At 65.6% G+C, this 14,407-nt stretch carries 12 protein-coding genes; 1 reads left to right on the plus strand and 11 read right to left on the minus strand.

Translation table 11 applies throughout. From position 1 onward, the window contains the following. Window positions 1–3 precede the first annotated feature (3 nt). The 11 genes from NX773_RS11285 to NX773_RS11335 all read right to left on the minus strand — a co-directional run bounded on the left by NX773_RS11285 (window position 4) and on the right by NX773_RS11335 (window position 13,772). Entirely contained in the window at window positions 4–1,284 is a 1,281-nt protein-coding gene (locus NX773_RS11285; RefSeq protein WP_258856418.1) for an MFS transporter, read from the minus strand. 35 nt (window positions 1,285–1,319) lie between these two features. After that, entirely contained in the window at window positions 1,320–2,258 is a 939-nt protein-coding gene (locus NX773_RS11290; RefSeq protein WP_258856419.1) for a sugar kinase, read from the minus strand. A gap of 9 nt (window positions 2,259–2,267) precedes the next feature. Beyond that, entirely contained in the window at window positions 2,268–4,262 is a 1,995-nt protein-coding gene (locus NX773_RS11295; RefSeq protein ID WP_258856420.1) for a DUF4962 domain-containing protein, read from the minus strand. Between the two features lie 19 nt (window positions 4,263–4,281). After that, entirely contained in the window at window positions 4,282–5,037 is a 756-nt protein-coding gene (locus NX773_RS11300) for an SDR family NAD(P)-dependent oxidoreductase (RefSeq protein WP_258856421.1), read from the minus strand. A 34-nt stretch (window positions 5,038–5,071) separates the two neighbouring features. After that, a complete protein-coding gene (locus NX773_RS11305; RefSeq protein ID WP_258856422.1) occupies window positions 5,072–6,112 on the minus strand; it encodes a LacI family DNA-binding transcriptional regulator in 1,041 nt (346 codons plus the stop codon). Window positions 6,113–6,137: 25 nt separating this feature from the next. After that, window positions 6,138–8,570, minus strand: a complete 2,433-nt coding sequence (locus NX773_RS11310; protein WP_258856423.1) for a TonB-dependent receptor — start codon at window positions 8,568–8,570, stop codon at window positions 6,138–6,140. A gap of 319 nt (window positions 8,571–8,889) precedes the next feature. Next, entirely contained in the window at window positions 8,890–10,122 is a 1,233-nt protein-coding gene (locus NX773_RS11315) for an argininosuccinate synthase (protein WP_258856424.1), read from the minus strand. A gap of 135 nt (window positions 10,123–10,257) precedes the next feature. Next, window positions 10,258–11,184, minus strand: coding sequence for an ornithine carbamoyltransferase (gene argF / locus NX773_RS11320; RefSeq protein WP_258856425.1), 927 nt, complete (start codon window positions 11,182–11,184; stop codon window positions 10,258–10,260). A 103-nt stretch (window positions 11,185–11,287) separates the two neighbouring features. After that, complete coding sequence (rsgA, locus tag NX773_RS11325) at window positions 11,288–12,178, minus strand: ribosome small subunit-dependent GTPase A (RefSeq protein WP_258856426.1); 891 nt, start codon at window positions 12,176–12,178, stop codon at window positions 11,288–11,290. Further along, complete coding sequence (locus NX773_RS11330) at window positions 12,175–12,507, minus strand: 4a-hydroxytetrahydrobiopterin dehydratase (RefSeq protein ID WP_258856427.1); 333 nt, start codon at window positions 12,505–12,507, stop codon at window positions 12,175–12,177. Before NX773_RS11330 ends, rsgA begins: the two co-directional genes overlap by 4 nt. Further along, the gene (locus tag NX773_RS11335) at window positions 12,504–13,772 is read right to left on the minus strand and encodes a M48 family metallopeptidase (protein WP_258856428.1); all 1,269 of its coding nucleotides are present in this window, start codon (window positions 13,770–13,772) and stop codon (window positions 12,504–12,506) included. The genes NX773_RS11330 and NX773_RS11335 overlap by 4 nt, the downstream gene beginning before the upstream one ends. Before the next feature lie 49 nt (window positions 13,773–13,821). Here NX773_RS11335 and orn point away from each other — a divergent pair, with 49 nt between their 5' ends. Further along, window positions 13,822–14,403 carry an oligoribonuclease gene (orn, locus tag NX773_RS11340; RefSeq protein ID WP_258856429.1) on the plus strand — a complete coding sequence of 194 codons (582 nt, stop codon included), beginning with the start codon at window positions 13,822–13,824 and terminating at the stop codon, window positions 14,401–14,403. Window positions 14,404–14,407 lie beyond the last annotated feature (4 nt).

The raw sequence follows: 14,407 nt of genomic DNA on the forward strand, positions 1-14,407 counted from the left end.
TCCTCAAGGTGCCTGGACGCGGGCGACAGTGCCGCCCAGCCAGAGCGATATGAAAACCAGGGGCAGCAGCAGCGCTCCCAGCACGAAAAACGGCGTGTAGTTGCCGCCCGCGGTCAGCTCCGGCACCAGCTGCATGCAGATGATGACGCCCAGGACCGCCGACGTGCCGCTCAAACCGGCCAGCGTGCCGACGGTTTTCCCGGAGAAGAAATCGCTTGGCAAAGTCTGGATGTTGGTGATCGCGGCCTGGAAGCCGAACAGGATTACGCCGATCGACAGCACGGCCAGCAGGGGCGTCTCTGCGGCGGCGCTCAGCAGCAGGGCGGGCAGCATGATGAAGAGGCCCGAGGCAATCACCAGCTTGCGCGCACGGTTGACGGACCAGCCGCGCTCGAGCAGGCGCCCGCACACCCAGCCCCCCAGCAGGGCGCCCAACGCGGCGCCGACATACGGCACCCAGCCGAACATGCCGATCTGCTTGACGTCGAAGTGGAAGCGTTCGTTCAGGTACAAGGGCAGCCAGCTGACGAACAGCCACCACACGGGATCGATGAAGAAGCGCGCGGCGATCACGCCCCAGCTCTGGCGGTGGCGCAGCAGCTGGCCCAGCGTCGGCACGTAGTCGTGTTGGCGGGCGGCCTGCGGCGTGGCGGCGCGCTGCCCATCCAGGATGTAGGCGCGTTCTTCCGCACTGATCCACGGATGGGCGCCGGGGCCGGATTTGTACAGGATCAGCCAGGGCACGATCCAGATGAAGCCCAGCGCGCCGGTCAGGAGGAAGGTACTCTTCCAGCCTACCCAGGCATACAGGGCAGCGACCAGCGGCGGCGCGATGACGGAACCGAGCGAGGCGCCGGCTCCGAAGATGCCTTGTCCCAGCGCCCGTTCGCGCACGGGGAACCATTCGGCGATGGCCTTGGTGGCGCCGGGCCAGTTGCCCGCTTCGCCCACGCCCAGCAGCACGCGGAAGAAGCCGAACGACATCGCCGAGCGCGCCATGAAGTGCAGGGCGATGGCGCCGGACCAGAGCAGAATCGACAGCAGGAAGCCGATACGCGTGCCCAGCGCGTCAAACAGTTTGCCGAACAGCGACTGGCCGACCGCGTAACCGACCAGGAATACCGACAGGATGTTGGCGTAGTCGCGCTTGTCCATGCCCAGGTCCGACGCGATGCCGGGCCACATGACGGCCAGGGCGGAGCGGTCGATGTAGTTGATGATCGTGGCAATGGCCACGAGCGTGATCACCAGCCATCTCAGGCCCTTGATCGTGTTTGTATTCATGCCTGGTCTCCATCTGTTCTTGATTCTTGTAGTTGCTACAGGCCCAGCTGCCGCCTGGTGGGCAGGCCGTCGCAATCGCCGCGGAACTGCACCACCCGCGCGCCGATCGCGTTGCCGCGGGCCGCTGCCGCCTCGATTGGCAGCCCGTCGAGCAGGCCGCTGATGACACCCACCGCAAAGCCGTCGCCGGCGCCCACGGTGTCCACCACGTTTTGCACCGGCATGCCGGGCACGAGGCCGGTGTAGCCATCGGTGGCGACGTAGGCGCCTTCCGGTCCCAGCTTGATTACCACCATGCGCGCGCCGCGCGCCAGGTAGAACCGGGCGATGTCGTCCGGGTGTTCGCGGCCGGTCAGCAGACGGCCTTCCGACAAGCCGGGCATCACCAGGTCCGCGTGTGCGGCCAGCGCCTCCAGGGTTTCGATCATCACCGCCTGCGAGGGCCACAGGCGTGGCCGCAGGTTGGGGTCGAAGCTGACGATGCGGCCTTCCGCGCGCGCCTGCCGCGCCAGCGCAAACACCAGTTCACGGCAACTGGAGGACAGCGCCGGCGAGATGCCGGTCAGGTGGACCAGCCGGGCCTGGCGAGCCTCGCTGTCCGCCGCCGGCAGGTCGGCCGGCGACAGGTGGCTGGCCGCCGAGCCGCGCCGGAAGTACTCGACCTGCGGATCGCTGCCGTCGCTGACCATCTGCTTGAGCATGAAGCCGGTCGGATAATGTTCGTCGGTCCGGAGCCAGCGCAGGTCCAGCCCTTCCGCTTCCATGAAGTGGCGCAGGTTGCGGCCCAGGCTGTCCGCACCCAGGCGGCTGATGTAGCCGACTCGAAAGCCCAGCCGGGAGAGGCCGACCGCCACATTCAGTTCGGCCCCCGCCGTGGCGCGTTCGAACTCGCGCACTGTCTCCAGCGGGCCGGGCTCGCGGGCGATCAGCAGGGTCATTGCTTCGCCCACGGTGATAACGTCGGGTACGCGCATGCCCACCTTTCAGAACGACAGCCGGGTGGTCAGGCTGGCCCGTTTGCTGGCAGGGAGCGACAGGCGCAGCACCATGCCCCGTTCTTCGCGCGGCCCCTGGTCCACATGGCCCGGAGGCCCGGCCGCGATCACCACGCCCGGCACGATGTCGGCCTTCAGCGCGGCAGCCTGGGCCTGCACCTTGAGCGAGCTTGGCTCGCCCTCGACCACGAAGCCATGCTCGCCCGATTTGCGGATGGCGCGGTCGCCGTGCACCTGCGCGGTCAGCGCCACCGGCTTGCTGGCAACCAGCGTGTCGCGCACGGTCCAGGCCTTGTTGGCATAGCTGAAGCGGCGCTGCAGCTTCTCCACGCCCAGTTCGGGCTTGTAGGCGCCTGCCAGTTCGGCCGTGATGTCGGCGCGCTCGCGCCCCAGCCTGGCCTCGGTGATGCGAATGCTGTCCAGCCGCGCGTACGGGTAATCGCGGAAGGCGTCATGCCCGCCGCCTTCGTTGGCCTGGCCCTTGTCGTCGATGAGCGGGGCATTATTGAGCTTGGTGCTCGGGATGCCCGCGTAGCCCATCGGCCCGGTCAGGTAGGTGCCGCCGCCGTACAGGATGAAGCTGCCGGCATCGGGATGCGAGTGGCCCATCTCCAGGTGCCAGTCCGGCAGCTTGGGCAGGATGGTGGCGACATGGTGGCCTTCCGGCGGACCGGCGCGAAAGGCGAAGGCGGTGGCCTTGTCGGTCCAGTCGCTGCGCCAGTACACCGTGCCCAGGTCGTCGAAGTGGTGGTAGGGCTTCACCGCCGATATCGGCGTGCTGCGCAGCGCGCTGTCGCGCCACAGCAAGGTCCAGAAGTCTTCCGCGCACACATGGCCAAGTGAAGCCATCCAGTCGGCGACGCCTTGCGCTTCCGGGTTCCCGAAGCGCGCGGCCAGCCGGTACAGCAGGTTGAAATTGGAATTGAGCTTGCCGCCGGGGTGGGTGCGGACCGGCTCCTCGCCCATGCGCGAGCGCGTGACCGGGCCTTCGAACACATCGCCGAAATCGAACACGTCCTGGCCGTTTGGCGTGAGCGAATGGGCGATGTACAGGTGCGCCCTGCGCAGGGCCGGCGTGTCGTACATGTCGTCGCCCGCCGCATGGGCAAAGGCGTCCAGCGCGTGGACAATCCACGGCATCGAGAAGATCCAGTACTCCACGCCTTCGTAGAAGTAACCGTCCGGCGAGGCCACTTCCAGCACGCGGCTGAAGATGGCGCGCGACAGCGCGGCCCAGCTTGCAGCCTGCGGCACTTCGTCCCACAGCGCGTAGGCTGCCACCGCCAGGCCCGCGACCGGGATGAAGCAGTGGTTCTGGCTGTACGAGTAGGACTTGCCCGGTTTGGGCATGAAGTGGTTGGCCAGGATGGTGGCCTGGCGCACCAGCTTGTCGCGGTAGCGCTTGCGTTCTTCCTCGGTGAGCGCGTCGTACAGCAGGTCGTAGGCGGCCCCCAGGCCGTACAGCAGGTGGCCGGCGGCCAGGTCGATGTCGGGCTTGCTGTAGGTGTAGCCCCAGACCTGGTAGCTGACCGCCGCGTCCATGTAGCGCTTGGCCGCTGCCAGGTAGCGCGCATCGCCCTCGATCTGCCAGGCCAGCGCCGCGCCCATGATGCCGATCGCCGTGTTGTTCTGCGCGCGGCGCTTTTGTGCCGGAGCGGGGGCTGGGTCTTCGCGCAATGCGGTCAGCCCCGCCAGCGCCTGTTGCCATTGCGCTCGGTGGCTGCCGCGGGCGCGCTGGCGCAGCTCTTCCAGCCCCGCCCTGGTGGTGTACACACGCGGGTGCACGCCGTGCAGCTCCTCGCGCATGGTGGCCGGGTGGGCCTTCATCAGCGTTTCCAGCGGATGCGGGCCGGACATGGGCTTGCCTTGCATGGTGCCTAGCGATTCGCGCGCATCCTGCGCAAAGGCGCCGCTGCCGGAAAACGCGGGCAAGGCGAGGGCTGCGGCGCCGAGGAAGCGGCGCCGTGTCAGATGTTCGTTCATGGAGTACGCTCCGCTTGGATCAGTACAGGCCCAGGCCGCCGTTGACCTGGATGATTTCCCCGGCGAGGAAGGCGGCACGCTCGGACGCCAGGAAGACGACGACGTTGGCCACGTCTTCAGGCTGGCCCTCGCGCCGCGCCGGGGTGCGCTCGGCGATGGCCTTGCGGTTTTCGGGCGTGTTGAAGGTGTCGTGGAAGCGGGTGGCGATCAGGCCGGGCGCTACGCCATTGACGCGGATGCCCAGCGGTCCGACCTCCTTGGCCAGCGCGCCGGTGAAGGTGGCGACCGCCGCCTTGGATGCGGCGTAGTGGGCCGAACCCGGGCCGCCGCCATCGAACGCGGCCAGCGAGGACATGGTGATGATGGTGCCGCGCTTGCGCGGCTCCATGCGCTTGAGCGCGGCCTGGCAGATCAGGAAGGTGCTGGTCAGGTTCAGGTTCATGGCCTCGTTCCAGAGCGAGAGCGGCATGTCGGCCACGCGCGAACGCTGGATCAGGCCGCCGATGTTGGCGAACAGGATGTCGATGTCGCCGATCGCGCCTTCCGCTTCCGCGAACACCTGCTCGGCCACGGCCGGGTCGGAGAGGTCGGCCTTGATAGCCTGGGCGCGGCGGCCCATGGCGCGGATGTCGGCCACCACTTGCCGCGCTTCGTCGGCGCTGCTCCAATAGGTCAGCACCACGTCGGCGCCGGCCTGCGCCAGCGCCAGGGAGCTGGCTTTGCCGATGCCCGATGCACCGCCCATTACAAGGGCACGTTTTCCGATCAGTTCCATAGTTGTTTGTCTTTTCAGTTGAGTGGGTGGTTGTTCATTGCGGTGGCGCCGCGGTGGACGCCCTGACGATCAGCTCCGGCGCGAACAACTCGCTGCCGACCGTGTCGGCAGCACCCGGCGCAAGGATGCGCTGGACCGCCGCATCGGCCATGGCCTGGATCGGCTGGCGCAGCGTGGTCAGCGCCGGGTCGTGCGCGGCGGAGAAGAAGATGTCGTCGATGCCGATCAGCGAGAAGTCCCTTGGCAGATGCAGGCCGAGCTGCTTCAGGCCCACGCCCAGGCCGATGGCCATCATGTCGTTGATGGCCACCGCCGCCGTCGGCCGGGAAGGCGCCGCCAGCAGCTTGGCGGCCGCCTTGCATCCCAGGTCGAACAGCTGGGTGTCGCCGTGCGGATCGCTCGGCGCTTCGCTGGCGTCCACGATCACCAGCTCGCCGGTGATGCCGGCCGCCGCCACCGCCTGCTGGAAACCGGTCAGGCGGTCCAGCCGGTTGAGCGTGTAGGGCGGCGGCGTGACCAGCGCCACCGAGCGGTGGCCCAGCGCCGCCAGGTGCTCGACCGCCTTGGTGGTCGCCGCCACGTTGTCGATCGAGATGGTGGTGATGCGCTCGTGGCTGTCGTCGGAGCGCTTGATGTCGAACGCCACCACCGGGCAGCGCGCGGTCATCGCCACCAGGTGCTCGGTGTCGTTCAGCGCCGAACCGGTGATGATGCCCTGCGCGCCGTAGGACAGCAGGTCCGCCATCACGGCGCGTTCGCGGTCCGGATCACGGAAGGTACTGAAGGTCATCACGTGGCAGTGGTGGCGGGCGGCCGCCTTTTCCACCGCGCTGGCGAGCGAACCGAAGAACTGGTTGGCCAGCGACGGCACCAGCAGGCCGACCATGGAGGCGACGCCGGTTTTCAGCTGGCGCGCGGCGCTGTTGGGACGGTAGCCCAGCTGCTCGATCGCCTGCTGGATCTTGCGCTGGGTGGCCGGCCGCATCTGCTCCATGCGGTTGTTCAGAAAATTCGAAATGCTGGTGGTCGATACCCCGGCCAGCCTTGCTACGTCCTGAATTTTCGGTTCGCTCATGATTTCCTTGTTAAAGATCGCGCGCTCAGAACCCCACGTCCAGGCGGACGTAGGTGTATCGGAACGCGTCACGGGCAGGTTGCCACCCGTAGGATTTGACATCGCCGCCGCTGGCTCGCTTGAAGTTCAGGAAGGTGCCGACGTTCCCCGAAGCGTAGTGGTGGTCGAACAGGTTCTTGGCGCCGAACGCGAGTTTCCACTTGCCCTTGCCGCCGCTGACCGAGGCGCCCAGGTCGAAGATGCCGTAGCCGGGGCGGCGCAGGCTCGGGTCCTGGCTGATCGCGCCCATCACCGTTGACTGCGTGCGCCATTGGGCGTTGATCGCGGCGACGTACGGCAGCGAGGCGAACTGCGGCAGCGTATATTCGCCGCCCATGCTCAGCTTCCATTTCGGCGCATTCGGCATGGTGCCGCCGCTGGCGTCGCGCAGGAAGGCGCCCGGCACCAGGCGGTTCGGGATCTTGCAGTCGGTGGCGCCGCTGTAGCACGGGCCCTGGTCCCACGAACGCACGGTGGCGCGGGTGTAGGCCAGGTTCGCGTTCAGCAGCAGCGCGCGCGCCACCAGCAGCTGGGTGTCGGCCTCGAAGCCGCGCGTCTGGATCGACGGGATGCTGTACAACACGCTGGCCTGGCTGCCGTCCGAGAAGCGCTCGGTGGCCGAGGTCTGGTAGTCGCGAAAGCGCGTCTGGAAGATGGCCGCGTTGATGGTCGCGCGGTTGTTCAGCAGGTTGGCCTTGAAGCCGGCCTCGTAGCTGTTGGCCTTTTCGGAGGCCAGCGGCAGGTGGGCGAACACGTTGGGATTGTTCGCGCCGCTGGTCATGTCGTAGGCGACGCCCTTGCTGCCGGTGGAGGCGGTGCCGTAGACCATCACGTCGGGCGTGAAGTGGTAGGTATAGCCTACCTTGCCGGTGACCGCGTTTTCCTTATGCTGCGGCGCCACGTAGTAGTACTCGCCGGTGTGCTTGTTGGTCGGCGCGGTGGACGACAGGCTGTCGATGGTGTGGAACGAATAGTCGTTCGACTCGCGGTTGAAGCGCACGCCGGCCGTCAGGCTCTGGTTGTCGGCGAAGTCCCAGTTGCTGTTGGCGTAGATGGCGTGCGTCAGGCTGCCCGAGTTGGTGTCGTAGTTCGTGAAGTTGGTCTCCTTCACGAACGCGTTGCCGCGGTAGTAGGTGCGGTACACCGTATTGCGCGCGGCCCACAGCCCGACGATGTAGCGGAACGGCTTGCCGTCCGGCGAAGTCAGGCGCAGCTCCTGGGTCGAGGTCTTGCTGTCGGTGGTGCCGTTGATTTCCGGCGGGTCGGCGATGCCGGAAGGCTTGCCGCTGGCGTCGACCTGGTAAAAGGTCGAGATCAGGTCGATGTTGTCGTTGTCGCGGAAGTCGTTCGACAGGTTGTTGTCCAGCGAGGTGATCGACGTGAGCGAGTGGCCGGCCAGCAGCGAGTCGCCCGGGAAGGCGTAATTCACGCGCAAGCCCAGTCCACGGTCGGTGGACTCCAGTCCCGATGGTGAATCGTTGCGGATCTCGCGGTTCCAGCGGCTGATGTGAATGTCGCGCAGCACGGCGGTGTTGGACAGCGCCGTGTAGTTCTTGTTGAACAGGTAGCCCACGCCCGGGTCGATGTAGGTGACGGCAGGCGTATTGCCGGTCGAGAGCGAGTGGTCGAAGTGCGGCGAGAGCAGCACGTCCAGGTCGGGCGTGACCTGCCACGACAGCTTGGCCAGGAAGGTCTTGCTGCCGGAGCCGTTCTGCATGCTGTCGTTGGTCAGGTTGTGCAGCAGGCCGGGGAAGTTGGTCTTGGCCGCGAACAGGCGCAGGCCCACGCGGTCGGTCAGGCGCCCGCTGAGCGAGGCGTTGACGCGGTATTCGTGGTCGCTGGTGTCATACACGCTGACGCGGGTCTTCATCGGCCCGGCGCCGATCGGCTTGGTGGACATGACCACCGCGCCGGCGATCGAGCTCTTGCCGAACAGGGTCGATTGCGGGCCCTTGAGCACCTCCACCCGGGCCATGTCGGACATGTCCTTGAACGCCTGCTGCGCCTGCGAATACGGCAAATCGTCCACGATGATGGCGACGTCGCCCTCGATGCCCAGGTTGTTGGAGGTGGTGCCGATGCCGCGCATGTTGATGCTGTTGGTGCCCACCTGGGTGCCGACCGATACCGACAGGGCAGGCGACAGGTTGACGACGTCCACGAACTCGCGCACGTTATTGCGCTGCATGGTCTCCTCGCCCAGCACCGTGATCGAGGCGGGCACGTCTTCCAGCTTCTCGATGCGGCGGTTGGCCGAGACCACCACCGTTTCCAGTTTGGGCTGGTCGGTCGCGCTCGCGTCCTGCTGCTGGGCTTGCGCGGGCGAGTAGCCGCCGAGCAGCAGCAGGGCGGCGGCGGATGCGATGGGGCGCAGGCGGCCGATGCGCGGCATGCCCGGACTATTTTTACCAGTCATCATGTCTCCTTGATTTTATATTTTATCGGAACTGCTACGATTTACTGTATCGTTTCAGTAAATCGCGAAAAAAATTTTGCTGGCGCGCGCGTAGCCGAAAAGACGCCGGTGGGGGTCTGATCACCATGTTTCTGTATCGTTACAGTAAAACGATACAGACAAGCTAAGCTTAATCGAACATAAAGTCAACGAATTTTGTTGGCGGAGCGAAGGCAGGCACGTCGTCCCGTTGCAAGGGCGCGACGTGCGGCTGCGTTGGGGGGCCGGAATCGTGGACGAAAAAAAACCGCCCGCAGGCGGTTTTTCGCGGTGCAGCCGAGGCTTATTGGCCGCGCTTGGCGCGGGCTTTGGCGGCGATGCGCATGCGCAGGGCGTTGAGCTTGATGAAGCCGCCGGCGTCGGCCTGGTTGTAGGCGCCGCCGTCCTCGTCGAAGGTGGCGATGTTCATGTCGAACAGCGAGTCGGTCTTCGAGTCGCGCGAGACCACGATCACGTTGCCCTTGTAGAGCTTCACGCGCACCTGGCCGTTCACGGTCTGCTGGGTGTGGTCGATCAGGGTCTGCAGCGCAACGCGCTCCGGGCTCCACCAGTAGCCGTTGTAGATCATGCTGGCGTAGCGCGGCATGAGGTCGTCCTTCAGGTGCGCCACTTCGCGGTCCAGCGTGATCGACTCGATTGCGCGGTGCGCCTTGAGCATGATGGTGCCGCCCGGCGTTTCATAGCAGCCGCGCGACTTCATGCCGACGTAGCGGTTCTCCACCAGGTCCAGCCGGCCGATGCCGTGCTTGCCGCCCAGGCGGTTCAGCTCGGTCAGGACGGCGGCCGGGGTCATGCGCTTGCCGTTCAGGGCCACGATGTCGCCCTTTTCGAATTCGATGTCGAGGTACTCGGGTGCGTCCGGCGCTTTTTCCGGGCTCACGGTCCAGCGCCACATCGATTCCTCGGCTTCGGCGCTCGGGTTCTCCAGGTGGCGGCCTTCGAACGAGATGTGCAGCAGGTTGGCGTCCATCGAGTACGGCGCGCCGCCGTTCTTGTGCTTCATGTCGATTTCGATGCCGGCGTCCTCGGCGTACTTGAGCAGCTTCTCGCGCGAGAGCAGGTCCCATTCACGCCACGGGGCGATGATCTTGACGTCCGGTTTGAGCGCGTAGGCGCCCAGCTCGAAGCGCACCTGGTCATTGCCCTTGCCGGTGGCGCCGTGCGAGATGGCGTCCGCGCCGGTCTGGTTGGCGATCTCGATCAGGCGCTTGGCGATCAACGGGCGGGCGATCGAGGTGCCCAGCAGGTATTCGCCTTCGTACACGGTGTTGGCGCGGAACATCGGGAACACGAAGTCGCGCACGAACTCTTCGCGCACGTCGTCGATGTAGATGTTCTCGGGCTTGATGCCGAACTTGAGCGCCTTGGCGCGTGCCGGCTCCAGTTCTTCGCCCTGGCCCAGGTCGGCGGTGAAGGTGACGATTTCGCACTTGTAGTTATCCTGCAGCCATTTGAGGATGACCGAGGTATCGAGGCCGCCGGAGTAGGCGAGGACTACTTTTTTAATGTCGCTCATGTGGATTTTCCGCTAGTCGCTAGTGTTTAAATTCGCCGTCGTTCCCGCGAAGGCGGGAACCCATAGGCCGCGTGCGTGCCGGCTCAGCATGGGTCCCCGCCTGCGCGGGGACGACGAGTGCTTATGTCTCGTATTTTATTTATCTTCGATCCGGCCAAGCAGCAGGTATTCGATCAGCGCTTTCTGCACGTGCAGGCGGTTCTCGGCTTCGTCCCAGACCACCGACTGCGGGCCGTCGATCACTTCGGCCGCCACTTCCTCGCCGCGGTGGGCGGGCAGGCAGTGCATGAACAGGGCGTCGGGCGCGGCGCGCGCCATCTTGGCGCCGTCCACGATGAAGCCGTCGAAGGCCTTCAGGCGCTCGGCGTTTTCCTTCTCGTAGCCCATGCTGGTCCACACGTCGGTGTTGACCAGGTGCGCGCCGGCGCAGGCGTCGGACGGGTTGTCGAACAGGGTGTAGCGCTTCGTCGTGACCAGTTTCGGGTCCAGCTCGTAGCCCTTGGCCGTGGCCACGTTCAGGTGGAAGCCGAACACCTCGGCCGCCTGCAGCCACGAATACAGCATGTTGTTGGCGTCGCCGATCCAGGCCACCGTCTTGCCGGCGATCGAGCCGCGGTGCTCGTGGAAGGTGAAGATGTCGGCCAGCACCTGGCATGGGTGGTGTTCGTTGGTCAGGCCGTTAATCACCGGCACGCGCGAGTAGGCGGCGAAGCGCTCGATGATGTCCTGGCCGAAGGTGCGCACCATGATGATGTCGCACATGCGGCTCATGACCTGGCCGGCGTCCTCGATCGGCTCGCCGCGGCCAAGCTGGCTGTCGCGGGTGTTCAGGTAGATCGCGGCCCCGCCCAGCTGGTGCATGCCGGCCTCGAACGACAGGCGCGTACGCGTCGAGCTCTTTTCGAACACCATCACCAGCGTGCGGTCGACCAGCGGGTGATACACCTCGTAGTTCTTGAATTTGCGCTTGATGACCGTGGCGCGCTCGATCAGGTACTCGTATTCGTCGCGGCTGAAATCGGAGAACTGCAGGAAGTGCTTGATGGGTTTATTGCCTGGCATAGCGTAACTTGTAGTACGTTCGACCTTCGATTATAGGGGGTTTTGCTTGCCCTTAGGGAAAGCGCGTTTTGCGGGGCGCCGATTCTCTTGTCTATACAGGCTGTTAATACAACGTCTGCGACGACTCGTGCACGAGCTGCGCGTACAGCGCGTGGCGCATGGGCGCGATCTTGCCATCCTCGACCGCCTGCAGCACCGCGCACTGCGGCTCGGCCAGGTGGCGGCAGTTGTAGAACTTGCACCCACCCAGGTAGGGCGCGAACTCGACGAAGGCGCGCTCGAGCATGCCCTCGGTCAGGTGGTACAGGCCGAATTCCTGGAAGCCGGGCGAGTCGATGATCGCGCCGCCGCCCGGCAGCTTGTACAGGCGCGTGAAGGTGGTGGTGTGCTTGCCGGTGTCAAGCGCTGCCGAGATCTCGCGCACGGCGATGTCGGCGTCCGGCACCAGCAGGTTCACCAGCGAGGACTTGCCCATGCCCGACTGGCCGATGAAGATCGACGATTCGCCCGCCAGCAGCGGCGCCAGGATCTCGACGGTGCGCTGCGGCTCGCGCTTGGCCGATACCTCGTGCACCGGGTAGCCCAGGCTGGCATAGACCGCGGCGCGCTCGCGGGCGCGCGGCAGCAGTTCCTCGACGTCGGTCTTGTTCAGGATGAGGTGGGCTTTTACGCCCGCGCTTTCTGCCGCCACCAGCGCGCGCGAGACCAGGTCGTCCGCGAAACTGGGTTCGGTGGCCACGACGATGAACAGGCGCGTCACGTTGGCGGCCAGCAGCTTGGACTTGTACTGGTCCGAGCGGTAGAGCAGGCTCTTGCGCTCGTCGATCTTCTCGATCACCGCCTGGTCTTCCGAGGTTTGCTTCAGGTGGACGATGTCGCCGACTGCCACGTTGGTCTTCTTGCCGCGCGTGACGCACTGGAGGATGCGGCCGTCGACGTCGGCCACGTAATGGCGGCCGTGCGCCGCGATGATGGTGCCGAGCAGTTCCTTCATGCGCCGGCCCGCTCGTCGTAGATCCGGTTGGCCCTGGCGGCGCAGATGAAGTCGTTTTCCGAGATGTTGTTGCCGGCCGTGTGCGTGCTGTACGCAACGATGCAGTGGCGGTAGCGCACGGTCAGCTCCGGGTGATGGTCCTGCGCGTGGATCATCCACGCCAGCGCGTTCACGAATTCGATGGTCTGGTGGTAGTTGTTGAACTCGAACGAGCGCACCAGCTGCTTGCCCTGTACGGCCCAGCCGGGCACCTGGGGGAGCAGCGTGGCGATGGCCGCCTGGTCGAGGGCTTGCGCGCCGTGCACGCAGCGTTGGTCGGCCAGGTTCATGCCGCCCCCGCCGCCAGGTTCAGGTGGCGCACGCGCACCGAGGCCGGCGGGTGCGAATCGTAGAAGGCCGAGTGCAGCGGGTCGGGCGTCAGCGTCGAGGCGTTATCCTCGTACATCTTGACCAGCGCCGAGACCAGGTCGCGGTAGTCGGTGTGGCGCGCGGCGAAGGCGTCGGCCTCGAATTCGTGCTTGCGCGAGGTGATCGAGTTGATCGGCGAGAGCACGAAGGTGAACACCGGCAGCACCAGCATGAACAGGATCAGCGCCATGGCGTCGTTGGCGTCGCCCATCAGCGGCTCCACGCCAAGGCCGGTGTAGAACCAGGCCTGGTTCTTCAGGTAGCCAAGCAGCGCGAGCATGGCCAGCGACACCGCGAACAGCACCACGATGCGCTTGACGATGTGCTTGAGCTTGAAGTGCCCCAGCTCGTGCGCCAGCACCGCCTCGATCTCCTGCGGCGCCAGGCGCTCGAGCAGGGTGTCGAAGAAGACGATGCGCTTGTTGACGCCAAAGCCGGAGAAGTAGGCGTTGCCGTGCGCGCTGCGCTTGGAGCCGTCCATCACGAACAGGCCCTTGGCGGCAAAGCCCACGCGCGCCATCAGGCCCTCGATGCGGCCCTTCAGGCTTTCGTCCGCGAGCGGCGTGAACTTGTTGAAGAGCGGGGCGATCACGGTGGGGTAGAGCACCATCAGCAGCAGCTGGAACGCGCTCCAGACCACCCATGCCCACAGCCACCACAGGTCGCCCGTCTTTGCCATGAGGGTGAGCACCACCCAGAGCAGCGGCAGGCCGATCACGGCGCCCAGCAGCGCGCCCTTGATGCCGTCGACGATCCACAGGCCCGGGGTCATTTTGTTAAAGCCGAAGCGCTCTTCGATCACGAACTGGCGGTACCAGTTGAACGGCAGGTCGAGCACACCGGAGACGACGGTGAAGGCGACCACCAGCCCTATCTGGTGTAGCATGCCGGGACCCGTCAGGTGCAGCACCCAGGTGGACAGCGCCTGCAGGCCGCCCAGCAGGGTAAAGCCAACCAGCACCAGCGCATTCCAGAACAGCGCCGCCAGGCCAAAGCGGGTCTTGGCGATGGTGTAGTCGGCCGCCTTCTGGTGCGCGGCCAGTGCCACCTTGGCGGCAAAGTCGGGCGGGACCGCGTTGCGATTGTTCGCGATATGCCGGATATGGCGCGAGGCAAGCCAGAAGCGCAGGCCCAGCGTGAGCAAGAAAAAAATCACGAACAACAGCGAAAACGCGAGTGAAGACATTGTGTGCCTGTGAGAAAATGCAGGATTGATTAGGCAAGAAGAGAGAATTATGTCACAAGCCACCGATTTCGAAGCAGTCCCTGCCCAGCGTCCCAACGAGTTCAACCTGGTGTGGGTGGACATGGAGATGACGGGCCTGGACCCGGACAACGACCGCATCATCGAGGTTGCGGTCGTGGTCACCGACCCGCACCTGAACGTGCTGGCCGAAGGCCCGGTGTTCGCGATCCACCAGAGCGACGAGGTGCTGGACAAGATGGACTCGTGGAACAAGGGCACGCACGGGCGCTCGGGCCTGATCGACCGGGTACGTGCGTCAACCGTGACTGAAGCCGACGCCGAAGCGGCGCTGATCGCGTTCCTGAAGACCTTCGTCCCGGCCGGCAAGTCGCCAATGTGCGGCAACACCATCTGCCAGGACCGCCGCTTCATGGCGCGCGGCATGCCCAAGCTGGAAGCGTTCTTCCATTACCGTAACCTGGACGTGTCCACCCTCAAGGAACTGTGCCGCCGCTGGAAGCCGGAGCTGGCCGCCGGTTTCAAGAAGCACCAGAAGCACACCGCGCTGGCCGACATCCTGGAATCGGTGGAAGAACTGCGCTACTACCGGGAGCATTTCATCAAGCTGTAAAGCG

Source organism: Massilia solisilvae (assembly GCF_024753215.1).
Lineage (GTDB): Bacteria > Pseudomonadota > Gammaproteobacteria > Burkholderiales > Burkholderiaceae_D > Telluria > Telluria solisilvae.